This window comes from Nocardia sp. NPDC060249, assembly GCF_042728755.1.
In the GTDB taxonomy this organism is placed as follows: Bacteria; Actinomycetota; Actinomycetes; order Mycobacteriales; family Mycobacteriaceae; genus Nocardia.
On sequence record NZ_JBHXAQ010000024.1, the window covers coordinates 11,897 to 35,475 of the forward strand.

20 protein-coding genes are annotated in these 23,579 nt (G+C 68.2%); 6 read left to right on the forward strand and 14 right to left on the reverse strand.

Annotated elements, in window-relative coordinates; genetic code table 11:
* Positions 1–30: 30 nt before the first annotated feature.
* The 3 genes from ACFWFP_RS34280 to ACFWFP_RS34290 all read right to left on the reverse strand — a co-directional run bounded on the left by ACFWFP_RS34280 (position 31) and on the right by ACFWFP_RS34290 (position 3,509).
* The gene (locus tag ACFWFP_RS34280; protein ID WP_379302129.1) at positions 31–1,176 is read right to left on the reverse strand and encodes an alpha/beta fold hydrolase; all 1,146 of its coding nucleotides are present in this window, start codon (positions 1,174–1,176) and stop codon (positions 31–33) included.
* Between the two features lie 178 nt (positions 1,177–1,354).
* On the reverse strand, positions 1,355–2,482 hold the full coding sequence (locus tag ACFWFP_RS34285) for a transglycosylase family protein (protein ID WP_379302131.1): 1,128 nt from the start codon (positions 2,480–2,482) through the stop codon (positions 1,355–1,357).
* A 172-nt stretch (positions 2,483–2,654) separates the two neighbouring features.
* Positions 2,655–3,509 (reverse strand): TatD family hydrolase, encoded by an 855-nt coding sequence (locus tag ACFWFP_RS34290; RefSeq protein ID WP_379302161.1) that lies wholly within the window; start codon positions 3,507–3,509, stop codon positions 2,655–2,657.
* Position 3,510: 1 nt separating this feature from the next.
* Here ACFWFP_RS34290 and metG point away from each other — a divergent pair, with 1 nt between their 5' ends.
* Complete coding sequence (gene metG, locus ACFWFP_RS34295; protein ID WP_379302133.1) at positions 3,511–5,079, forward strand: methionine--tRNA ligase; 1,569 nt, start codon at positions 3,511–3,513, stop codon at positions 5,077–5,079.
* Between the two features lie 63 nt (positions 5,080–5,142).
* On the opposite strand, the gene ACFWFP_RS34300 is transcribed toward metG, so the two are convergent.
* Positions 5,143–6,333 (reverse strand): DUF418 domain-containing protein, encoded by a 1,191-nt coding sequence (locus ACFWFP_RS34300; protein WP_379302135.1) that lies wholly within the window; start codon positions 6,331–6,333, stop codon positions 5,143–5,145.
* 133 nt (positions 6,334–6,466) lie between these two features.
* Between ACFWFP_RS34300 and ACFWFP_RS34305 the strand changes: the two genes are divergently transcribed.
* Entirely contained in the window at positions 6,467–7,213 is a 747-nt protein-coding gene (locus tag ACFWFP_RS34305; protein WP_379302137.1) for a TetR/AcrR family transcriptional regulator, read from the forward strand.
* Positions 7,214–7,216: 3 nt separating this feature from the next.
* Here ACFWFP_RS34305 and ACFWFP_RS34310 read toward each other — a convergent pair whose 3' ends face one another.
* Both ACFWFP_RS34310 and soxR read right to left on the reverse strand, forming a co-directional pair.
* Positions 7,217–7,969 (reverse strand): isocitrate lyase/phosphoenolpyruvate mutase family protein, encoded by a 753-nt coding sequence (locus ACFWFP_RS34310; RefSeq protein ID WP_379302139.1) that lies wholly within the window; start codon positions 7,967–7,969, stop codon positions 7,217–7,219.
* 33 nt (positions 7,970–8,002) lie between these two features.
* Positions 8,003–8,488 carry a redox-sensitive transcriptional activator SoxR gene (gene soxR, locus ACFWFP_RS34315; RefSeq protein WP_101465780.1) on the reverse strand — a complete coding sequence of 162 codons (486 nt, stop codon included), beginning with the start codon at positions 8,486–8,488 and terminating at the stop codon, positions 8,003–8,005.
* Positions 8,489–8,652: 164 nt separating this feature from the next.
* On the opposite strand from soxR, the gene arcA reads away from it, so the two are divergent.
* Together arcA and ACFWFP_RS34325 are read left to right on the forward strand one after the other, a co-directional pair.
* Positions 8,653–9,894, forward strand: coding sequence for an arginine deiminase (gene arcA / locus ACFWFP_RS34320; protein WP_379302141.1), 1,242 nt, complete (start codon positions 8,653–8,655; stop codon positions 9,892–9,894).
* A 5-nt stretch (positions 9,895–9,899) separates the two neighbouring features.
* Positions 9,900–10,256 carry a GntR family transcriptional regulator gene (locus tag ACFWFP_RS34325; protein WP_379302163.1) on the forward strand — a complete coding sequence of 119 codons (357 nt, stop codon included), beginning with the start codon at positions 9,900–9,902 and terminating at the stop codon, positions 10,254–10,256.
* A gap of 10 nt (positions 10,257–10,266) precedes the next feature.
* Here the strand turns inward: ACFWFP_RS34325 and ACFWFP_RS34330 are convergent, their stop codons facing one another.
* Positions 10,267–11,871 (reverse strand): dolichyl-phosphate-mannose--protein mannosyltransferase, encoded by a 1,605-nt coding sequence (locus ACFWFP_RS34330; RefSeq protein ID WP_379302143.1) that lies wholly within the window; start codon positions 11,869–11,871, stop codon positions 10,267–10,269.
* A 177-nt stretch (positions 11,872–12,048) separates the two neighbouring features.
* Here ACFWFP_RS34330 and rsmI point away from each other — a divergent pair, with 177 nt between their 5' ends.
* Positions 12,049–12,918, forward strand: a complete 870-nt coding sequence (gene rsmI / locus ACFWFP_RS34335) for a 16S rRNA (cytidine(1402)-2'-O)-methyltransferase (RefSeq protein WP_379302165.1) — start codon at positions 12,049–12,051, stop codon at positions 12,916–12,918.
* 24 nt (positions 12,919–12,942) lie between these two features.
* On the opposite strand, the gene ACFWFP_RS34340 is transcribed toward rsmI, so the two are convergent.
* The 7 genes from ACFWFP_RS34340 to ACFWFP_RS34370 form a co-directional block, all read right to left on the reverse strand.
* A complete protein-coding gene (locus ACFWFP_RS34340) occupies positions 12,943–14,070 on the reverse strand; it encodes a glycosyltransferase (protein ID WP_379302145.1) in 1,128 nt (375 codons plus the stop codon).
* A 101-nt stretch (positions 14,071–14,171) separates the two neighbouring features.
* Positions 14,172–15,137 (reverse strand): GAF domain-containing protein, encoded by a 966-nt coding sequence (locus ACFWFP_RS34345; RefSeq protein WP_379302147.1) that lies wholly within the window; start codon positions 15,135–15,137, stop codon positions 14,172–14,174.
* A 9-nt stretch (positions 15,138–15,146) separates the two neighbouring features.
* Complete coding sequence (locus ACFWFP_RS34350; protein WP_379302167.1) at positions 15,147–16,964, reverse strand: putative bifunctional diguanylate cyclase/phosphodiesterase; 1,818 nt, start codon at positions 16,962–16,964, stop codon at positions 15,147–15,149.
* A gap of 74 nt (positions 16,965–17,038) precedes the next feature.
* Positions 17,039–19,171, reverse strand: a complete 2,133-nt coding sequence (locus tag ACFWFP_RS34355; protein ID WP_379302149.1) for an Rv1355c family protein — start codon at positions 19,169–19,171, stop codon at positions 17,039–17,041.
* Positions 19,168–19,884 (reverse strand): hypothetical protein, encoded by a 717-nt coding sequence (locus ACFWFP_RS34360; RefSeq protein WP_379302151.1) that lies wholly within the window; start codon positions 19,882–19,884, stop codon positions 19,168–19,170. Before ACFWFP_RS34360 ends, ACFWFP_RS34355 begins: the two co-directional genes overlap by 4 nt.
* A 205-nt stretch (positions 19,885–20,089) precedes the next feature.
* Positions 20,090–20,530: an AraC family transcriptional regulator gene (locus ACFWFP_RS34365; protein WP_379302153.1), complete on the reverse strand. Its 441-nt coding sequence runs from the start codon at positions 20,528–20,530 to the stop codon at positions 20,090–20,092.
* Positions 20,527–20,970 carry a GyrI-like domain-containing protein gene (locus ACFWFP_RS34370; protein ID WP_379302155.1) on the reverse strand — a complete coding sequence of 148 codons (444 nt, stop codon included), beginning with the start codon at positions 20,968–20,970 and terminating at the stop codon, positions 20,527–20,529. Before ACFWFP_RS34370 ends, ACFWFP_RS34365 begins: the two co-directional genes overlap by 4 nt.
* Positions 20,971–21,160: 190 nt before the next feature.
* On the opposite strand from ACFWFP_RS34370, the gene ACFWFP_RS34375 reads away from it, so the two are divergent.
* The gene (locus ACFWFP_RS34375; protein ID WP_379302157.1) at positions 21,161–23,524 is read left to right on the forward strand and encodes a hypothetical protein; all 2,364 of its coding nucleotides are present in this window, start codon (positions 21,161–21,163) and stop codon (positions 23,522–23,524) included.
* Positions 23,525–23,579: the final 55 nt, after the last annotated feature.

The following is a 23,579-nucleotide window of genomic DNA, read 5'->3' on the forward strand; positions in this document are numbered from 1 at the left end:
CTGGATCAACCGAAATCCGTGGTGTCCGAATCAGTGAACCCGGCCGAGGAACTCATCGATCGCGGACCACATCGCCGGATTCAGTTCGCAGTGACTACCCGTCCCGACCACCGGTGTGTAGTTCACGCCGCCCGCGGTGAACTGCGCGGCCAGTGCCGCGTGCAGCGGCGAGGGCACCGTGCGGTCGGTGGCGTTGACCAGGAGCAGAATCGGCGCGTCGTAACCGCTGGTCGGCACGGTCATGTAGTCGGCCATCACCGACCGCAACGGCTCGTCGCCGAGCGAGCGGCTGAGCATCGCGCCCAGCGTCAGATCAGCGACCCGCTCATCGATGGCGTCCGAGCACAGGGCGCCGATCTCGTCGATGACCTGGCGGCCGAGCGGGCTGAGATAGCTGTCCACCTGCGCGTCCGGGCGCGCGGCGCGCAGACCGGCCAGGATGCTGGCCGAGAAACCCAGAATTCCGCCGCTGAGGCGATCGGGATTGCCCGGCCCGAGCAGCGTGGCCACCTTCTCCACGTCCGACTCCGGGTCGATCGCGATGGTCCCGCGGAAGTCCAGCTCCGGCGCGTAACTCGTCTGCCGGTGCGCGGTGCCGAGCGCCGCCTGCCCACCCTGCGACATCCCCGCCGCCACCCACACCGGCGACAGATCGTCACGCACGGAATGCGCGGCGCGGAGCATGTCGATCGTGGCAGTGGCCTCGGTGTCGATCCCGAGATACGGATGCGGACCGGTGTCGAATCGGCCCAGCCCCAGGTAATCCGGCGCGACGACGGCGAATCCCTTCGACACCAGGTACCGCAGGAAAACATCCTGCCCCGCTTGCGATTCCGGCCACGGCGCCCCCGCCGGATCCGACTGTCCCCCACACCCGGCCCCGAGCCCCGTGGTCCCGTGGTCGTAGGTGACAACAGGCCAACCGGCTGCGGGCGCAACGCCACTCGGCAAATACAGCGCTCCGCTGGCCGGCTGCGACACACCCCCCACCCCGCGCGTCCAGTAGTCGATGACCTGAGCCCCCGACATCCCGTGAAACCCGTCCGCTTGCGGAACCACCGCGATAACAGTCCCCGGCGTCTCCGCGTGCGCCACCGGCAGCGGCACGCACACCCCCACCCCCGCCGACAGAACCGCCGCGGCAACCGCACGCCACCAGGCCGAAACCCTCCGCATCACAACCACCCGTCGACTCGTCAACGACCCGGACCCACCGCGCTTCCCCGCCTCTGCGCGTAGTCAGCGTGTCGTCCGGAGGCTCGACTGTCAGCTCTCGGCCTTGCGCCGTGCGCGCATCGGGTGGGAGGTGCCTGGGGAGTTACTCATGTTCTTGCGAAACAGCGTGCTGACGAAACTAGCTGATTCCCAGGCGTCCGGTGCATGCGGGCCAGGCACCCCAGCCCTGACGGGCCCGCGTGATCTCGGCGATCGCGATCTGTTCTTCCCGGCTGGCCAGATCTGCCCGCGGTGCGTACTTCAACCCACCCTGACGTTCCCAGGTGCTCTGATCGAACTGAATGCCGCCGTAGTAGCCGTTGCCGGTGTTGATCGCCCAGTTCCCCGTCGACTCACACTTCGCCAGCGCATCCCACACAGCGCCGTCACGCACCGGCGGAACCTCGGTCCCCGGCTTGGCGCCCTTGCGGATCGTCTTGTTCTGCGCGGGCGTGATCACATTCGAATACACCTGCACGCGTGAGGCTTCGACCCCGTTCACCATCCGCACCGCGAACGTCGCCTCGTGCAGACCGGGCATCCCCGGGTTCTCCACCACGGTGCGGCTCATGTTCATGGTCACGTCCTCGATCACCGTTTCGGTGGGATCGAGCGGCAGGGTCTCGGTGCGCTGTTCGGTGCGCTGGCGGGTGACGACGACCCGCATCCCCTCGGCGAGCGGGGTCGTGGCGGCGGGCTCGGTGAAGTCCTCGTCCTTCAACGGAACGCCCGCGGCCGTGAGGAATTCACCGATCGTCGCGGCGGCCAGGCGCACATCGACCGGGGCGGCGCCACCGTCTACCAGCGAGATGTTGCGCGGGGTGTACACGCTCAGCGCCGCACCGGCGAGGGGCAGCTTCTCGGTGCGCGAGGGCAGCACGTGGGTGTCGGACGGGATCTGCATCGACGCGAGCGCGTCGCCCGCGGTGGTACCGGTGGTCCATACCTTGCGCTCGACACCGTCGACGGTGACCGTGATCTCGCGACCCCGGTTGAAGGTGATGGTGGCGCCGTCGCCGACCTTCGCGCTCGCGGCGGGGATCACCTCGTCGTGTTCGGCGATCTCGTAGCCCGCGTCGGCCAGGATGGCGCGCACGTCGCGCGACATCGTCGAGAGCTCGGTCCGTTCACCGTCGATGACGATCGCGACCGTTTTGTGGTTCACGATGGCCAGCGAGGCACCGACGAGAAGGATCAGCAGCATGGCCGCCACCGCTGCGAACAGCAGCGGTGAACGTGACGAGTTGATCCGCGCAAAAGCTGACATGATTACAGGACGATAACGACGAGGTGCGCGGTAGACAACACCGAGCCGCCCGAACAGCGGGATCGTAGATCACAATTCGATATAGACGGCGCTGGTAGATAACGATGTGAGCGGGCAAATGTGAGCCGACTCACGTTTAATGTCCAGCCCCCTGCCGAACAGGTGCAACGGGCTACCGAATCCGATACAGCCTGCGCGCGTTGGCGGTGGTGATCTCGGCCAGCGCCTGCGGGTCCTGTTCCCGCACTTCGGCGAGCGCGCGGACGGTGTACGGCAGGCAATAGGACTCGTTCGGCGCACCGCGATAGGGATGCGGCGTCAGATACGGCGCATCGGTTTCCACCAGAATCTGGTCGTCGGGCACCAATTTGGCGGCCTCGCGCAGTTCGTGCGCGTTCTTGAAACTCACGGTGCCCGAAAAGCTCAGCACGTATCCCTCCGCCACGCACGCCTCGGCCATCGCGGCATCCGAGGAGAAGCAGTGGAAGATCACCGTGTCCGGCGCGCCCTCGTCGAGCAGCACCGTGAGCAGGTCGTGGTCGGCTTCGCGGTTGTGGATCATCAGCGGTTTGCGCACCCGCTTGGCCAGGTCGATATGCCAGCGGAAACCCTCGATCTGGGTTTCGACATCGGCGCAGCCGTCGAGCTTGCCGGGCCAGTAGTAGTCGAGGCCGGTCTCACCGACCGCGACCACGCGCGGGTCGGCGGCGAGGTGCTCGAGCTCGGCCTTCGCCGTGTCGTCGAGGGCGTTGGCGCGGGTGGGATGCAACGCGACAGCGGCGTACACCCGCGGATCCCACTGCGCGGCCCGCACGGCCCACTGCGCGGCCGCGAGATCGTCGGCGACGGTCACCACGTGCCCGACACCGGCCGAGGCGGCCCGGTCGACGATGGCCGCGGTCGACGCGGCATCGGTTGCGCCACAGGCATCGAGGTGGGTATGCGCATCGATCAGGGGCGCGAGCGGCGGCGGAACAGGCGGAGCCGGACGATTCGTGTTTGCCACCCGGATTAGAGTAGTGCCCATCATGAGTGCAGCCGAAGGCGCCGAGGCGCCCGCCTTCTACGTCACGACGGCCATCGCGTACCCCAACGGTGCGCCGCATATCGGCCACGCGTACGAGTACATCTCCACCGACGCGATCGCCCGGTTCAAGCGACTCGACGGTTACGACGTGTTCTTCATGACCGGCACCGACGAGCACGGTCAGAAGATGCAGCAGACCGCGGCCGCCGAAGGCATCCCGGTGCAGGAACTCGCGGCCCGCAACTCCGATGTCTTCGAGGCGATGGACAAGGCGCTCGACATCTCGTTCGACCGCTTCATCCGCACCACCGACGAGGATCATCAGGCCGCCTGCGTCGCCATCTGGGAGCGGATGCTCGCCAACGGCGACATTTACCTCGGCAACTACTCCGGCTGGTACTCGGTGCGCGACGAGGCCTTCTACAACGAGGACGAGACCACTCTCCTCGCCGACGGCACCCGCGAGTCCACCGAGACCAAGACCCCGGTCACCTGGACCGAGGAGTCGAACTACTTCTTCAAGCTCTCGGAGTACCAGGACAAGCTGCTCGCCCTCTACGAAGAGCGGCCCGAGTTCATCGCGCCCTCCACCCGGCGCAACGAGATCGTCAGCTACGTCAAGGCGGGCCTGAAGGATCTGTCGATCTCGCGCACCACCTTCGACTGGGGCGTTCCGGTCCCCGGCGAACCCGACCACGTCATGTACGTGTGGGTCGACGCGCTCACCAATTACCTGACGGGCGTCGGCTTTCCGAACACCGGCTCCGCGTCGTTCGAGAAGTTCTGGCCGGCGAATCTGCACATCATCGGCAAGGACATCACCCGGTTCCACACCGTGTACTGGCCCGCGTTCCTGATGTCGGCCGGGATCGAACTCCCCGACCGGGTGTTCGTGCACGGGTTCTTGTACAACAAGGGCGAGAAGATGTCGAAGTCGACGGGCAATGTCGTCGACCCGCTCGCGCTGGTATCCACCTACGGCCTGGACCAGGTGCGGTTCTTCCTGCTGCGCGAGATCTCCTACGGCCAGGACGGCAGCTACAGCAACGACGCCATCGCGGGCCGCATCAACGCCGACCTGGCCAACGAGTTCGGCAACCTGGTGCAGCGCAGCCTGACCATGGTCAACAAGAACTGCGACGCCAAATCCCCCACGCCGGGCGCATTCACCGACGAGGACCGCGCCCTGCTCGACCGCGCGAACGCGCTACTCGCCAAGTGCCGCACGGAGTTCGACGCTCAGCAGATGCACCTCGCGCTGGAAGCCATCTGGCTCACCCTCGGCGAGACCAATCGCTACTTCTCCGCCAACGCCCCCTGGGCGCTGCGCAAGTCGGGGACCGAGGAAGACCTGGCCCGCATGGCGACGGTCCTCTACGTCACCCTCGAGGTGGTCCGCATCGTCGCCATCCTGGTCCAACCGGTGATGCCCGGCTCCGCGGCCAAGATCTTGGACCTGCTCGCCCAGGAAGGTCGCGCCTTCGCCGATATCGCCACTCCCCTGGCCCCCGGTCTCGACCTGCCCGCGCCGGAACCGATCTTCCCGCGCTACATCGAGCCCAAGGAATAGTCGAACGAGCTGTGGCGCACGGCCTTTCGCCGTGCGCCACAGCTCGTTCGCAACGGCGGGTTCTCAGCTCACCGTGGTCGGCAGCGTGCGCCAGGCCGGTCTGCGACCGAGGGTCACCCATCGCAGGATCCATTCGGCGGGGCCGTAGCGGTGCCGGCGCAACCACAGCGCGCTCACCCAGAGTTGCGTCACGAAAACGAGGAGCGCCAGCCCCATCGTCGCCAACGGCGACAAGCTGCCTGCCGCACCGAATCCGACGCCGGTGAAGATCACCAGGCCGATCGCGGACTGTCCGAGGTAGTTGGTCAACGCGATCCGTCCCGCGGGCGCGAGCGCCGAGCGGATCCACGCGGTGCGCGGACTGTGCATCATGCGCAGCAACGTCGCGACATAGGCGGCAGCGAGCAACGGCGCGGTGGCGACGCTGACGGCGACCGCGAGCGTGTCCCCGGTACCCCCGCCGAGCGTGTATACTGTGCTGCCCGCCAGTCCCACCGGAAAGCCGATCCACTGGATTCGCCGCAGGATCGGTTCGTCGCCGCGGACTCGCGCGAACAGTTGCCGGCGGCCCGCGACCATGCCGAGCAGGAACATCGCGAGCGCGGTGGGGCCCTGCAGGCTGACCGCCTGCAAGATCAGCAACACCAATCCGTCGAGGTGCTGGCCGATGATGTCGCCCCAGCCGCCCAGCATCGCCGAGGTGGCCTGTTCGGCGTTCGCGTGCGCCACCTCCGGCGCGGGCAAGAAGCTCGCGGTGTCGAGGAAGAGTCCGCTCAGCAGCAGGCTCGCCAGCACGACGCCGTACAACGCGGCGGCTACCCGCAGCGCCGTCCGATCCCGGCATCGCCGCATCCAGAACAGCACCAGGCAGGCCAGCGCGTAGGTGGTCAGCACGTCGCCGCCGTACAGGAAGACGATGTGCAGCACGCCGAGCACGAACAACCCCGCGATCCGGCGCAGCATGCGCGGCTCGAACGCCGCTGAGGCAGCGGCCGCCGATTCCATCTGCAACGTGAAGCTGTAGCCGAACAGGAACGAGAACAGCACATAGAACTTCATGTCGACGAACACCGACGACAGGCCGCGGACAGCGTCGTCGAGGGGCGAGGTGAAGGCGGGATCGATGACCAGATTGCCGGGATATCCCGAGGCCATGAAGGTGATGTTGACGACGAAGATGCCGAAGAGCGCGAAGCCGCGCAGCGCGTCGACGTCGCGCACTCGCGGTCTGGGGGCGACCAGTTGATCGGTCATGCGGGTTGCCAACCTCTCGGATAGCGGCAGCACTAATTATCCCTAGGATACTATCCCGGGGATAGTAATTGCGTGGATACGATGTGCCCGCACCCCAACCGATGCCGCTCGAACCCAGGAGGAAGTCGCCGCGATGACCGACGAGCCGGTGCCCACCGACCTGGGCAGACTCTGGCGGCTACCGGATCGGGCGCGGCTCGGCCGACCGGCGGAGCTCGACGTCGAACGCGTTGTGCGCGCCGCGGTGGATCTGGCCGACCGCGACGGCATCGGCGCGGTGACCCTGACCGAAGTCGCCTCGACCCTCGGCTTCACGAAGATGGCGCTCTATCGCCACGTCGGCTCGAAGAACGAACTGTTCGAGTTGATGTCCGATCTCGCACTCGGCTCCGCACCGGAAATTTCTTCCGAACCCGGACAGTGGCGCACCGGACTGCGCCGCTGGGCGCACGCCCTTCGCCAGGTCCTCCTCGCGCACCCGTGGCTCGCGCAACTGCCGATCAGCGGACCACCGCGTGGCCCCCACTCGATCGGCTGGCTCGACGCCGCACTGCGCGCCCTCGCCGCGACCGAGCTCGACTGGGCGACCAAAGTGGGCATCGTGATGCTGGTGGACACCCATGTGCGGCAATCGAGTCTGCTCACTCAGCAATTGGCGGACGCCAGGCAGGGCACCGGCCTGGAGGAGGCCGACGTCAACCAGAACTACGGCGCTGCGCTGGCCCGGTTGGTCGATCCCGGCACTTTCCCGCAGGCGGCCGCGCTGTTCGCCTCGCCGTTGTTCCAGTCGCCGCCCGACGATCCGGCGGACGGCGACTTCGTCTTGGGCCTCGAGCTGATCCTCGACGGCGTCGCCGCGGAGGTCGGCGGTCAGGCCTAGCCGCTACTTCCAGGCGGCCAGCAGATCGGTGGCCGCGGCGCCCAGCGCGGCCTGGAGGAACGGGCCGAAGCTGATGCGGGCGACACCGAGGCCGGCGAAGTAATCCTTGGCCGGGCTACCCGGTTGGCCGATCGCGTTGACCGGCAACGGCAGGTCGGTGGTGAGCCGGCGCAGGTCGGCGTCGGCGTGCTTGCCCACCGGGTAGAGAACGTCGGCGCCCGCTTCGGCGGCCAGGGTCAGGCGGGCGATGGCCCGATCGACACGGTCGGCCTCGTCGCCGTCCTGGCGCACGAACAGGTCGGTGCGAGCGTTGACCACGACATGCACGCCGGCCGCGTCGGCGGCTTCGCGCAGGCCGCGGACCAGGTCGGCGTGTTCGGCGGGCGAGCGCAGGCGCTTGCCCTCGCTGTGCACCGTGTCCTCGATATTGAGACCGACCGCGCCCGCGGCGAGCAGTCCGTCGATCAGTTGCAGCGGTTCGAGGCCGTAGCCGGATTCGATGTCGACCGAGACCGGGACCTCGACCGAGGCGGTGACCTGGACGACGCGGGCGAGGAGTTCGTCGAAACTCATCCCCTCACCGTCGGCGCGGCCGATCGAGTCGGCGACCGGGTGACTGCCCATGGTCAGGCCCGAAAAACCGGCCGCCACAGCGACATTCGCCGACCAGGCGTCCCAGACGGTCGGCAGCACCACCGGATTTCCCGGGCGGTGCAGTTCGAGCAGAGTCTTCGCCTTGGCATCGAGAGAAGTCATACCCGCGATGATGCCCGAGGCATCCGACAAGAGCTATACGCAGCCGGATTTCGGCGGGCAGTTCACCTGGACATCGAGCACGCGCGCACCGGGCCCCTCCGCACCGAGCCGATCGTGCTCGTTGACGAGTTTGCACGAGCCGAGCGACAGGCAGCCGCAGCCGATGCAGCCGGTCAGGTTGTCGCGCAGGCGCACGAGCTGGGTGATGCGATCGTCGAGATCTTCGCGCCAGGTGGTCGACAGGTTCTCCCAGTCGCGGCGGGTCGGGGTGCGCCCCTCGGGAAGTCGATCCAAGGCCGAACGAATCTCACTGAGTGGGATACCGACCCGTTGCGAGATACGGATGAAGGCGACGCGGCGCAAGGTTTCGCGAGAATATCGACGTTGATTGCCACTGGTTCGACGGCTCGATATGAGACCTTCGCGTTCGTAGAAGTGCAACGCGGACACTGCAACTCCACTACGATCGGATAGCTGCCCGGGGGTCAGCTCCTTCGTTTGCCAATCGGCCATCGTCATCTATAGCTCCTCCCACTACCACCTAAACAATACTTCAGGTATTCGTGTCGTGTACGAAAAATGAGCGGAACACGGGCCCGAGCGGCGGACACCGACGAGCGGCCGCGGCCGAACCCAGCGCGTTGCAGCTCGCAGACACGCGGTCCTCGCATTACGGTTTGCAGATGGGAACCGCCCCCGACTCGCGCCTGACCGTCACCTCCGAGGTCGGCCAGCTACGGACGGTGCTGCTGCACCGCCCGGGCGCAGAACTACGCCGACTCACCCCGAGCAACAACGACCAGCTGCTTTTCGACGGCATCCCCTGGGTCGAGCGCGCACAAGCCGAACACGACGCCTTCGCCACCGTACTGCGCGACCGCGGGGTAGAGGTGCTGTTACTGGCAGACCTGCTGACCGAAACCCTCAGTGCCAGTGGAGCAGCCCGGATCCAGGGCATCTCGGCCGCGGTCGACGCGCGCAGGCTCGGCCACGGTCTGGCCGACCAGCTCGCCGCCGAACTGCGCAAATTCGACGCCCCCGCGCTCGCCGACATCCTGATGGCCGGGATGACCTTCGACGAGCTGCCGTTCGGCCCCGACGCCACCTCGCTGGTGCGGCGCATGCACCACGGCGGCGACTTCGTCGTCGATCCACTGCCGAATCTGCTGTTCACCCGCGATTCCTCGTTCTGGGTCGGCCCGAAGGTCGCGATCACCTCGCTGGCCCTGCCCGCCCGCAGCCGCGAGACCTCCATCACCGACCTCGTCTACGCGTTCCATCCGCGCTTCCTCGGCGTGCGCCGGGCCTACGAGTCACACACCGCGCCGATCGAGGGCGGCGATGTGCTGCTGCTCGCCACAGGTGTTGTCGCCGTCGGCGTCGGCGAGCGAACCACGCCCGCGGGCGCGGAAGCGCTGGCGCGCAGCCTGTTCGACGACGATCTCGCGCACACCGTGCTGGTGGTGCCGATCGCGCAGAACCGGGCCACCATGCATCTCGACACCGTCTGCACCATGGTCGACACCGACGCGGTGGTGATGTATCCGGGTGTGCGGAAATCGTTGGAGGCGTTCACCATCCGCCGCGAAGACGGCTTCACCGGGCGCGGTGACCTCGAGCGCATCAGCATCGCCGGTCCCGAACCGTTCCTGCCCGCCGCCGCCGCGGCGATGGGCATCCCGAAGCTGCGCGTGATCGACACCGGCCGCGAGGGACCCGACGCCGAACGCGAACAGTGGGACGACGGCAACAACACCCTCGCACTCGCGCCCGGCGTGGTCGTGGCCTACGAACGCAACGAGATGACCAACTCGCGCCTGACCGAGGCGGGTATCGAGGTGGTCACCATCAGCGGTTCGGAGCTGGGCTCCGGCCGCGGCGGTCCCCGCTGTATGTCCTGCCCGCTGTCCCGAGACGAGGTGTGAGCACCGTGTTCCACGTCGAGCTGTCCACCGATTCCACCCAGCCGCCCTACGAACAGCTGCGCACGGCCGTGATCGAACAGGTCCGCGCGGGCACCCTCACCGCGGGCACCAAGATCCCCACGGTCCGCGCGCTGGCCGCCGACCTCGGCATCGCCCCCAACACCGTCGCCCGCGCCTACCGCGAGCTGGAAGCCGACGGCGTGCTCGAAACCCGTGGCCGCCAAGGCTCTTTCATCGCCTCCTCCGGCGACCCCACCCGCGACATCGCCAGCCGCGCCGCCGTGGACTACGTGACCACGGTCCGACGACTCGGACTCGACGACGCCGACGCGATCGCCTTCGTCCACCGCGCCCTGGACTGATTCCCCGGCGCTACCGCCAGCTCGGCAGCCAGAGATGGTCCTGCCAGTTCTGCGGCGTGATCGCTTGGCCCGTGAGGATCGGCCACAGCCAGACGAAGTTCGCGATCACCAAGCCCAGATAGATGCTGACGATCAGCAAGCCGAGCGCGTACCGCTCGTTCACCGGGGCGGGCAGGTAGGTCCCCGTCGGACTGCGCGGTATCCCGGCCGGTCTCGCCGACCCGAGGATGTCACCGAGGGCCAGTGCCATCCCCATCACCAGGAACGGCGCGAGCACCACCGCGTAGAAGAAGTACATCTGCCGGTCCAGCGTCAGGAACCACGGCAGCAGCCCGGCGCCGTAGCCCACCAGCACCGCCGCGTAGCGCCAGTCGCGCCGCACGACCGAACGCCACACCATCCAGCCGATCAACGGCAGCGCCAGCCACCACAGCGCGGGCGTGCCGACAGCCATCACGGCCTTCACGCACTGCGTTTCGCCGCACCCGGTGACGGTGCCGTCGGCGTAGTAGTAGAGCATCGGGCGCAGGCCCATCGGCCAGGTCCACGGCTTGGATTCCCAGGGATGGTGGTTGCCCGCCGAATTGGTGAGACTGGAATGGAAGTCGAGGGTCTCGCCCTGGTAGTACCAGAGCGAGCGCAGCGCGTCGGGCAGGAACGCGAACGCGCCACCGCTGCCGACCTGATTGCCCACCGCGTACCGGAACACCCCGTTCTCGCTGGCGAACCACGCCCAATACGAGGACAGGTACACCACCAGCGGAATCACCACCAGCGCGTACAGCGCCGGTCCCACGTCGCGCACCATCGCGCCCAGCCACGGCTTGCGCACCCCGTACGCGCGGCGCGCGCTCACGTCGAAGGCCACGCTGAGCAGGCCGAAGAACATGATGTAGTAGATGCCCGACCATTTGGTGCCGCACGCCAGCCCGAGCAGCACGCCCGCGCCGAAGCGCCACCAGCGCACGCCGAGCCGCGGACCCCAGTCCGAGACGCCGACCCGACCGGCCAGATCCGCGCGAGCCATGCGCTCGCGCACGTCGTCGCGGTCGACTATCAGACAGCCGAAAGCCGCGGTGACCAGCAGCGACATGAAGATGTCGAGCATGCCGATGCGCGAGGAGACGAAGGTCAGGCTCTCGGCGATGAGCAGCACGCCCGCGAACGCGCCGATCAGCGTCGAACGGGCCATGCGGCGCACGATCCGCACCACGAGCAGCACCAGGATCGTGCCCGCCAGCGCCGCGGTGCCGCGCCAGCCCCACGCGTTGTAGCCGAAGATCGCCTCGCTGAGAGCGATGAACTGTTTACCGACGGGTGGGTGCACGACCAGGCCGTAGGCGGGGTTGTCCTCCACGCCGCCGCCGGTGACCATCTGCCAGGCCTGTGGGGCGTAATGCTTTTCGTCGAAGACGGGAGTGCGCGCGTCGGTGGGATAGTTCAGGTTGGTGAACCTGGTCAGCGCGGCGATGACGGTGAGCACCGCGGTGACCAGCCAGCCGCGCGCGGTGTCGAGCGGACCGAAATCGGGGGCCGGGCGCAGCGGCGCGGGACTGACCAACGCCGACACGGGACGCGACGGGGGCATCGCGCGCTCATCGGTCACCGGGATCACGCCCCGATCGTAGGCGGTGCCACCCACGAAGTCCGACCCGACACTTGTGCCCCCTCGTTTCCCCGCCTACGCGCCCTCGGGCGCGGCTCCCCCGCCTGACAGAATGAACAGGCGCCATCTACTCACGCGGCTTCCGGGCGACCGAATACCGCCTGGCCGCACTGCCCGCCGCACTCGATCGCCTGCGGGGAGAACTTACCGGAGAGGTCGGACAACACTGTGTTGGTCTTAGCGGCAACCCCCATGGGCGACATCGGCGACGCGTCGCAGCGACTGCGCGACGCGCTCGGTTCGGCCGACGTGGTCGCCGCCGAGGACACCCGCCGCACGAAATCGCTGGCGAAGGCGCTCGGCGTCGAGATCACCGGCCGCGTCGTCAGCTTCTACGACCACGTGGAAGCCGCCCGCATCCCCGCCCTGCTCGACGACATCGCGAGCGGCCTGACGGTGCTGCTGGTCACCGACGCGGGCATGCCGTCGGTGAGCGACCCCGGCTATCGACTGGTCGCCGCCGCCGTCGAACGCGATCTCCCGGTCACCTGCCTGCCCGGTCCCTCGGCGGTCACCACCGCGCTGGCGCTGTCCGGTCTGCCGGTGGAACGCTTCTGTTTCGACGGCTTCGCCCCGCGTAAGGGCGGACAGCGCCGAGAGTGGTTGCGCACCTTGGCCTCCGAACAGCGCGCCATCGTCTTCTTCGAAGCACCCCACCGCCTGGCCGACTGCATGGCCGACGCGGTGGCGGTCCTCGGCCCCGACCGGCGCGCCGCCATCTGCCGCGAACTCACCAAGACCTACGAGGAAGTCGTCCGCGGCACCCTCGGCGAACTGGCCGCCTGGTCCGCCGAGGGCGCCCGTGGCGAGATCACCGTGGTTCTCGAAGGTTCCCAACCGGTTTCGGCCGAGCCGGCCGAACTGGTCGACGAGGTCGAGACGCTGGTGGCAGGCGGCATGCGACTCAAGGACGCCTGCGCCGAGGTCTCCGCGGGCCGGGGCGCCTCCCGCCGCGAGCTCTACGACGCCGTCCTGGCGGCCCGGTCGCAGGGCTGAGCCCGCACGCCGAGCTGGGCACACTCAGCGGCCGAGCACCGCGAGCATCCCCGCGACCGCGCGCGGCCAGCCGAATTGTTCGGCGCGCGAGCGGGCGGCTCGGCGGCGGCCGGAGGTGGGCATGGCCAAGACGTCGGTCACGGCTCGCGCGAAGGCACGGGGACGGTCGGCGGCGATGGCCCCGCATTCGGCGGTGACGATATCGGCGAGAGCGGACGAGCGGCTGGCCACGACCGGAGTGCCCGCGGCCAGTGCCTCCAGGGCAGCGAGACCGAACGTCTCGTGCGGTCCTGGCGCCAGTGAGACGTCCGCGGTGGCAAGAAGTTTCGCCACCATGGCGCGTTCGTTGATGAAGCCGGTGAAGTGGACCGCCGGTTCGCCGCCGGGCAGGGCGGGCAGGGTGCGGGCGCGGCGTTCGAGCGACTCGCGACGCGGTCCGTCGCCGGCGACGACCAGCCGGGCGGGTACGCCGGCGCGATGCAGGGCACCGACCGCTTCGATACTGCGGTCGACGCGCTTCTCCACCGACAGCCGACCGCAATGCACCAGCATCGGATGCCCGGCGACGCCGAGATCGGCGCGCAAGCCGAGGTCACGGCGTCGTGGACTGAACAGATCGAGGTCTACCCCCAGCGGTACCAGCTCCACGTTCGGCGCACCGATCCGCAGGAATTCCTCGCGCGCGAAATCGGTGGTGCACACGACCATGTCGTAGTCGGCGGCCGTGCGCCGGTTGGCCACATCGGCGCAGCGACGCGCGGCCGGGCCGGGCAGGAACTGGCCGAGCAGCCGGTCGAGGCGCTCGTGCGAGATCATCACGCTCGCCACCCCGCGCCGCCCCGCCCACCGGCCGAAACCGCGCAGCGTGAGCCGGTCCGACACCTCGAGCACGTCCGGCGACAACCCGGACAGCACATCGGCCACCCGCCGCGGATCAGCCGCCCGATATCCTCCGGTCCAGGGAATGCCCAAGGCGGGCAACGTAATGCGCAGCGCGCCCGTGGGCAGTAGCTCTTCGGAACGCCGCGATCCCGGCACGATCAGCACCACTTCGTGCCCCGCCGCCACATAGCCCTCACCGAGGTGGTGCAGGGCAGTGCGCAACCCACCCGATCGCGGGCCATAGAAATTGGCTAGCTGCACGATGCGCACACGCCGATCGTCGCGCCGCGCGGGTTACCTCCGGGTCCTGCCCGAGGAACGGAAGGTGAACAGCGTCGAAAGATGCGGCTCAGTGCTCGACGAGCGAACCGTCAGGCCGACCATACCCGCAGCAGCCCGTGCCCCGTACTCATCGCCACCAGTTCGGCCTGCGCGGTGATCCACGTCCCCGCCGCGAACCGCACCCGCAGCGCCAGCCGCCGGCCGGTGCCAGGGACACGGGCCAGGTCGTGGCACGCAGCACGCAACGCGGCGAGATCATCGGGATCGATGACGGGTCGCTCCACCAGCCAGCGATCCAGCGGTGCCATCGGCGGTCCGGCCCATTCGTAGATCAGGGCGCTGGTCAGCTCGATGATGCCGACGCCGACACCACTGCTCTGTGAAACGGCGCGCAACATGGCCGCGTCGGGATCGGCGGCGGGCTGGGCCGTGTCGAGCTCGGGAATCGCGTGCATCAGCGCGCTGATGCGGCGTTGCGCCGGCACCGCCCTGGTGATCATCTGGAAGTGGCGGACCTCGTCGTCGTCGCCTGCCATGTCGACCTCGCCCTGCCACTGGCCACCGTCGTCGATGCGCGCGACCATCGCGAAGTAGTCGATCCGCCCGTCGAAGCGCGCCATCCGGCCGAACGCCTCGGGCGGCGTGCGGATCACCCGCACCTGCTCGGGGTCCCTGGCGAAGACGAGTTCCTCCAGACCCGGTCCGTGATGCGCGAGCTCGGTATCGGCATCCCAGTCCCAGGCGGCGACCCGGCGCGGTGGCGGGATCGCGACATCGACGCCCCCGGCCCACAGCCGCACCCCGTGGACGCCCCCGTACGCGCACGGCACCGGCTCGGTCACGACCAGCGTGTCCGCCTCGACCATGCGCTGTGCTGCCCCGTCCGCGTGGCAACGCCGCACCGCCTCCGTCGCGATCCGCGCACGAGACGGGCCCAGAACGCGACGCAGCGAGCCGAGCCCGGACCAGTGCCTCGGGTGCGCGCCCGCGGCGACCACCGTCGGCTCACCACCGGAGAGGAGGGTCTCCACCAGAAGCCAGTCGTCGGACGGCATCGCCGCGATTCAGCTCGACGCCACGCCCCGACCCGCGCGCGGCAGGTCGAGGTCGAGCGGAATACGTCCTTCGCGCAGGTGCGCCTCGACTTCCTCGCCCGGCATCGGCCTGGCGATGAGGAAACCCTGCGCGCGGTAGCAGCCGAGACCGACCAGCGTCCTGGCCGCCATCGGCGTCTCCACTCCTTCGCCCACCACGCCGAGGCCGAACGACCCGGCCAGCCCGATGATCGACTTCACGATCGCCAGGTCGTCGTCGCTGTCGCCGAGCCGCTGCACGAAACCGCGGTCGATCTTCACGGCGTCCACGGGCAGCGCCTTGAGGTGCGAGAGCGAACTGTAGCCGGTGCCGAAATCGTCGATGGCGATCTGCACGCCCATCCGTTTCAGGCCGCGCAGGGTGAGCCTGGTTCGCACCAGGTCCTGCACGACGACGTGCTCGGTGATCTCCAGGCAGACCGAACTGCCGTCGATGCCGTACAGGCGCAGAATGTCCTCGATGCGCTCGACGAAATCGGCACTCACCAGCTGAACCGGCGACACATTGATCCGGATCACCACATTGGCGGCCAGCCCGCGGCGGCGCCAGTCGGCGAACTGTGAACAGGCCGAACGAATAACCCACCGGCCGAGCTCGCCCGCCAGATTGGTGGCCTCGGCGACGGCGACGAACGCGCCGGGCGGCAGGAGTCCGCGCGTGGGGTGCTGCCAGCGCACCAGTGCTTCCAGTGCCACGATGCGTCCGGTGCGCAGGTCGACCTCGGGCTGATAGTGCAGCACCATCGACCCGTCGGACACCGCGCTGCGCAGGTTGACCTCGACGTCGTCCTGTAACTCGAACTGGACCCGCATGGCGTCGGTGAACACCGCGATGCCGTTGCCACCACCGGACTTCGCCGAGAGCAACGCGTGGTCGGCCCGGCGCAGCACGTCCGACACCGTCGTCTCGCCGGGCACACCGAGCGCCACGCCGACGCTGACCCCGCGGCTCACCGATTCCTGCCCGACCGAGACCCGGCGCCCGACCAGCTCCTGGATCCGGTTCGCCTCCAGTTCGGCGGCCACCGCGTCCATCGTCTCGGCGGGCACGATGACGAACTCGTCGCCGCCGAGGCGCGCGATCATGTCCTCGGGGGCGAAGTTCTTGCGTAACCTGGCCGCGAGCGTGCGGATGAAATTGTCGCCCGCGTTGTGACCGAGGAAGTCGTTGAGCGCTTTGAGCCGATCGAGATCGAGGAAGAAGGTCGCGACCGGACCCTCGTTGCCCGGCGCGAGCCGTTCCTCCATGTGCTCGAGCAACGCGCGCCGATTCGCCAGGCCGGTGAGATCGTCGTGCGAGGCGATGTAGCGCAGCCGGTCCTCGGCCTCCACCCTGGCCTGGAGCTGCGCGAACAAGGCCGCGATCGCCTTGAGGACATTGACCTCGCGGGTGGTCCACGCCCGGTCACCGCGCCGGACGAAGCCGAGCGCGCCGGTGGACACTCCGCGCGAGACCAGCGGAACGCACGCGGTCACCATCGAGGGCATGCCGGTGGTCTGCCGGATCATCTCCTGGTAGTCGGGGTATTCGTCACCGCGGCTGACGATGATCGGTTCGACGGCGTTCTCGCTGGCCAGGAACAGCGAATCGGCGTCGGCGAAGTTGATGACGCGTAATGGGTCAGGGTCGGGCACATACGGCCGACGCGGCCACTCGGCGATCAGCACGGTCTGGCGCTGCTCGCGCACGGTGTTGCGCAGATAGGCGAACTCCACGTCGAAGTAGTCCACCAGACTCGCGAGCACGCGTTCACTGGCGGCGACCATGGTCGTGGCGTCGACGCCCATCAACTCCGAGGCGACCTGCGTCACCAACGAGTCGAGGTTTCGCCGAGGCACCGTTTCTCCGATCGTGCTATCTGTCAGTTCCCTGAACCGAGTACCGGGAGCCTTGCGCTCCGTACTGTCGGCGCGGGCGCATAGCTCAGTCGTAATACTGCCGTGACCGTCTCGTGCCCGGGAATTCCCATCAGTGCGGAGAACCGTTTGTGGATCGAGGCCAGTGTATCTGTGAATCCTGCGGATACGTTGCGCAAATCGTTGTCGTCACGGACGTAGAGGAAAACCGGGGACATGGGCTGGACCGCGAGGCCCAGCTTCTGCGCGGCAATCCATACGCGCTCGACGGCAGAACCGCCGCGCACATAATCGGTCAGATCGGCGTCGGCTCCGGCCGGGCAGGTGACCGCGATCAGCGCGGAACCGGACGAAATGCGCTGGTGCGCGTAGTCGCCCAGCGCCGCGCCGCCGGACCAGTCGCGCAGGTAGGCCATCACATCGGCACGGCCGCCGATGGCCAGTTTGGCGTACTCGTCGGAGGCCAGCTCCATGGTTCGCAGGTCGAGCCCGGTCCGTAAATCGTCAGCGGGCCAGCGCAATTCGCCGAACATCTCCGCGTGCAGCCGGGGCGTCAGGTAGCGGACCCGGTCGGATTCGGCGAGGAGGTTCGCGACCTCGCCGAGCCCGGCGCGATCGGTCACCCCGCGGACGAATCCACCTTCCGCGGCAGCCGAAACCGCCAGTGTGTCAAGAACTTCCGGAGCCAAGGGTCGCCCGTCGCCGAGGTGCCGGTTGGTGGCGCGGGTGAGCGTTCCCGGGTAATCGGCGGCCAGTTCCGGGTCGGCGCGCACACCGAGGTGCAGCACGGCCGACACGGGCGCCGTACCGCCGAGCACGATCTCGTGCGTCCCCAGCAAACCCTGAGCGGCGGCGGCGACGCGGGCGTTGTAGAGGGCGGCGCCGAGCGCCACCGCGCTGCCACGGAATCCGATATCCATCCCGGAGGTACGCGCCGGGTCGACGGCGAGGTGCACGGCGGAACCGTCGACGCGCACCACCCACGGCTGCGCGTTGCCGCCCGACGGCGCGCGTTCGATGCTGTGCAGGATGCGGGCGATCGCCGTGCGCGGCTCGTCGAGCTCGTCGAGCGGTGCGGCGTCGTCGGTGAATCTGTGGTCACCTCGATCGGGCTCACCGAGGCTGTCGAGCTCACGCTCCAGATCGACGCGAACTCGACCGGACGGCAGCGCCTGATCGAGGCCGATCCGGCGCACCGCCGTGGCGATGATGGCCGCGCCGAGCCCGACATCGCTGCCGAGCTGGGGCCACGTGGTGACCGTCTCGTCGATTTCGGTGAGGCTGGCGGCGAGCCGGGCCGAGAGCTGATCCGGGTCGAGGATCCGCATCACGTGCGGGGCCTTGTCCCGGTTCGACAATCCGCGCAGGTCGGCTGTCGTCGTCTCGCCGAGCAGGCCGTGGAACGGCGGCCGATCGGGTTCGAGATCGAATCGCTCGACATCGAACAGACCTCGATCATTGGTCTCCATCAGCACCGGGATGCGATGCCGCTTGGCCGCCTCGCGGGCGGCGAGCTTCACGTCGAGGGAATCGCAGACCTCGACCACCACCGACAGCCCGGTCAGGAATTCGTCCATCGAGGACTCGTCGACACCCGCGGGGAAGATCTCAACGGGCAGGTACGGGTCGAGTTCGGCGATCCGCCGGGCGGTGACGACACACTTGTTGAGCCCGATGTCGAACAGCCCACCGGGAATCCGATTCAGATTCGACAGCTCGACGGTGTCGAAGTCGGCGATCCGCAGCAGCCCGCAGGCACCTTCCAGCGCGGCGACGTAGGCGATCTCGTGTCCCGCGCTCTGCCCGATGACGCCGACCGACTGCCCGCGCAGCCGCCGTTGCTCGGCGATGGTCAGCTTGTTCCGGTTGCGGTCCTGCCGGACAGCGCGAAACGCGGTGGCGCCGACGATGGCGACCAGCGCGGAGCGCCACGGGTAGTACACCCAGCGATCTTCGGCCGGGTCCGCCTCGGGCGCGGCCTCGAGCCGGGCCAGTTCCGAGCGCATCTCGGGACGCAGATCGCTCACCGAGAGACCGGGGAGCTCCCGCAGGCGTGCCAGCTCGGCGGCGTCGGCGGGCACCGAATCATCGAGCACCGACGCCCGGAAGATGTCGGTGGGGGCGAGATCCCGGATCATGGGCGTCGCGCTTGCAGCAGTTGCGCGCGCTCGACGGCGATCAGGTCGCGCTGTGCCGGTGCCGCCCCCGACAGGTCGGACAGATCCCACCACACCGGCACGGTGGTGTATCGCTCGTCCGGGTAGGACACGGCGGGGATGCCGGGATCCTGGCGCGCGCCACTGGATCGGTAGGACTCGAGCTGGTGCAGGGGGCTGACGCCGAACCCGTAGCGCACGTCGAGCAGCCAGGTGACGTGCACGACGCCGCGGGCCACCAGCGCGCCGAGTTCCGGCCTGCGCGGGTTCGACCGTGTCGACCACCCGCCCTTTGATTCGGCGACTCCGTGCGGCACCTTGGCTTCGACGGAGGCCCGCAAGGCGGCCTCGCCCGCGCTGCCGAGCCACGGGTGGAATCCGGGGATGTCGTCAGCGCTCGCGTGCGGCCCGTGCGCGCGCAGTCCGGCCACCACCGATCCGTCGGGGTCGATCGCGACCAGGAACAGCGACGTCGAACGCCCGTCGGCCAGGGACTCGACGTCGAGCGCGTCCTGAACTCCGTAGTGCCGGTAACCATTCAGCGCACCCTCGAGATACCGTTCCCACAGCGCCGGATCTTCCGCTGGTGAACAGATGCGGACCTGGCATCCGGAGCTGCTGTCGAGGTACCGCAACCCGCCCGCATTCGCACCGACCACCCGGTGATCCGGGCCGGTGTGAGCCGACACCCTCATACAACTCCGTACCTACACCCACGTCGGCTTTGTCCGACCAGCCAAAGTTTTCCTACGCAGTATCCGTCATTCCGCAGGAATGCACCATACGAGTGGCTAATTTTCCGGTAACCTTCTGGGCCAGTTGAAATAACCCCAGGTCAGAACGGGTGAATGCACGAAGGGTGACTGAGTCCAGACCGATCGGTTCGAATTCGGCTAACTTTCAGCTATCGACAGTGATCGACACGAACAGTTCCACCGTGTCGGGGCCGTGCCACACTTCGATCTCCTCGCGGTAGGCGCGGGAGATCTCGGCCGACGCGGTCGCGTCGTCGACCTGGGCCCAGACGTCTTCCACGGGGTCGTGATAGTCACCGTTGGGTGCGAAACGGGCGTAGATGCCCTTGGGAACGCGCAGCATGAGATCGCCGACCGGCACGTCGTCCGGAGTCGCGTATTCGCGCGCTACCAGCGCGTTCCAGTTGCCCGCCGGGTCGGGGACGTAGACCGTGTGCAGCGGTTCGCTGCCGCCGGGCCGGTCGCGCAGCCGGTCCTTGAGGAACTCGATCAGGTCGCTGTTGCTCACCTTGAAGCTCGGGTGCACCTTCGGCACCGCGAGGCCGCCGTACAGCGCCGCGCCACGGACCACGATCGAATAGGTCATCGCGGGTCGACCGCCAGGTACAGGTCGATCTTGTACGCGTGCGGGTAGCACTCGAAATCTCCGGTGAAGGTGCGCTTGATCTGGTTGTGTTCTTCGGCGTAGGCGATCTGGGTCCACAGATCCGTCATCACCTGCGGAAAGTTACCGACCGAGGAGAAGCGCGCGTAGGTGCCGCGCGGCAACCGGGCCGCCAGATGTCCACGAGTGACCTGCGCGAGCGACTCGCACTGATAACCCACGATCTGGGTGTTGTAGGTACTCAGCTCACCGGTGTAGTCGGTATAGGCGCTGGCCAGTGGCCCGCCGAGATCCTGATGCAGAACCGCCGACCATGCCGCTTCGAGGTCACGGTCGCGGAGCTCACCGAGTGCGCGTTTGGGACTGCGAACCGGAAGACCGGCCACCCAGGTCTCGTCCCGCTCGACGATTTCGAACTGCAATTGATGACTCTCTCGAAGGGTCCTGCTCGGGTTGCGCCATGCTATCAAACCCCACCCTAACCATATCTGAGCTGGACAAACGTCCACCACTTCGGCGCGGACACCCGGCGCTCTTGTTCGGTTCATCTCCATGCCCTAAGCTCCCGCGCTCGTGTGGGTACGCGCGGAGCTCGAACCGCGAAAACAAGTCGTGCGGTGGGCCGGAATCGTCATCGGCGCGGTCCTGGTCGGGTATCTCGCTGTGCTGCTGGGGGATTCCCGGCACTTCTATACCGACGACACCGAAGCGCAATACGTACCGATGTGGCAGTTGCTCGGTACCGAATTGCGGGCCGGGCGGTTCCCGGCGATGGTGCCGTGGGAATGGATGGCGGGCAACTACAGCCTCGAGGAAGCCGGGCTCTACAACCCCGCCCAGTTGCTGGTGTACCTGCTGGCGCCCTCGTTCGACAATCTCGCGCTGTACGCGACCGCCGTGAAGTTCGTGTTCTCGGCCATCGCCGCGCTCGGCGTCTTCCGCATCTGCCTGGCCTACGGCGCCCGCGCGCCATGGGCGGCGGTCGCGGGCGTGGCGTTTCCGTTCAGCGGGTGGTTCCTGTTCTTCGACGAGGCCAGCTGGTTCACCTCACAGACCGGCACCGCCTGGCTGGTCCACGCCTGGGCCTCCGCCGTCCTCTACGCGCGCGGCCGTTCCGGCCCGATCCCGCTGTTCGTATTCCTGTACCTGGCGCTGACCATCCAATACGCGTTTCCCGCAGTCGAATCCGGCTTGATGATCGCCACCGTCGCCGCGGGCGAATACCTGTACCAGCGCAAGTGGGCGCCGGTCGTGCGGCTGCTCACCGCGTCCGGGCTCGCGGTGCTCGCGTCCATGATCGCCAACCTGCCGATCCTGCTCTCCTCACAGGCCACCTGGCGCGGTGACGTCTCCACCATCCACAACGACCCCTTCCTGACCGTCCCGTGGTCGGAATCGCTCAACGCGAGCCTGCCCAGCACCGTGCCCGCGTTCACCGCGTGGTGGGGGCATGTGCAGCCGCTACCGATGGTCTACATCGCGTGGTTCGTGATTCCCGCGCTCGCGTTCATCGATTGGAAAGCCGCGGCACGCCATGCCGCCTCGTGGAGTGGCATCGCCCTGTTCGCGGTGGCGACCCTGATGTGGACGGCGGGGCCGGGGGCGATCGGTCCGCTGCGGTGGCCGGCACGAGTGTTGCCGATGCTCGCGATCGCGCTGCTGGTGCTGGTGTGCGTGCTGATCAGCCGGTACGGAGATTTCACCGTGTCGCGACGACGGTACGCGGCGGCGGGTGCGCTGATCGCGTTGCTGTTCATCCGATCCTTCTCCGCCGCACCGAAACTCGTCGAACGCCACGCCCTCGCCGTGTTCGTGGTGGTGGGACTCGGGGCCGGGGTGGTGTGGCTGGCGCGCACCCGCGGGACCGCCGCCGCGGCCGCGCTGACCATTGCCGCGACCTTCCCGATCGCGTTCGTCCAGGTGGCGACGGCGCCGCGCACCCCCCTGTCGTACGGGTTCGCCGAACAGCGCTCGGACATGACCGCCGCCTTCCCCGATTTCGGCGGTCGCACACTGCAATTGGCGGACCGGACCATGGTGCGCGACGAAGAGCGCACGCTCGCAGGCACTTACGGCTCCATCGCACTGGGCAGCTACGCCAAGAACCTGGGATTGCACTATGTGAACGGGTACACCCCCGTAGGGCACGCCGCCTTCGCCGGTTTGCTGTGCATGGCGTGGGACGGCGGCACCTGCCCTGACGCGTACCGCAGAGTCTTCGCCGTGGAACCGTCGACCGACACACCGATCGTCGATCTGATGCGCCTGGATCGCATTGTCCTGCAACGCAGTCAGTATCCCCACGCCGGAACCGAGCCCGCCCCCGCAGGCTGGAAGTTCGTCCACTACCCCGGTCACGAACACCAGATCTGGGTCCTGGAACGACTGAACCCCCTGCCCTCCCCCGGCGACCTGATCGCCCACGAATCCGGCGTCCACGCCACCGTCATGCCCGAAGCCGGCCTCACCAACCGCGCCACCGTCTCCTCCGGCACCGGCGGCCGAATCGTGTTGTCCCGCCTGGCCTGGCCCGGCTACACAGCCACCCTCGGCAACAGCGAGATCCCCATCCGAGCAGTAGCAGGCACCTTCGTAGCGGTCGACATCCCACCCGGCACCCACAACGCCACCCTCACCGTCACCTGGCGCCCACCCGGCCTACCCATCAGCCTCACCACAGCCCTACTGGCCCTGATCGGCATCACACTGCTGCAGTGGTGGTTCCGCCGCACCCGCCAACACATCACCCCCCACCCCGACCCCCACGAGCCCCCGATCATCCCCTCAAACCCCCAACTGGTCACCGCATTACACACCCCGTCATCCACCCGCCCAACCACACCCACCCACCCAGCCAGTCCCCCTCTTCAACAACCCACCCACCCAGCCAGTCCCCCTCTTCAACAACCCACCCACCCAACCAGTCCCCCTCTTCAACAACCCACCCAACCCACCCACCGCACTCCCGACCCCTAGGGAGGGACGGCCACGAAGTGGCCGGTCCGCGGCCGGGCCGCCGGTTAGGCGCCGC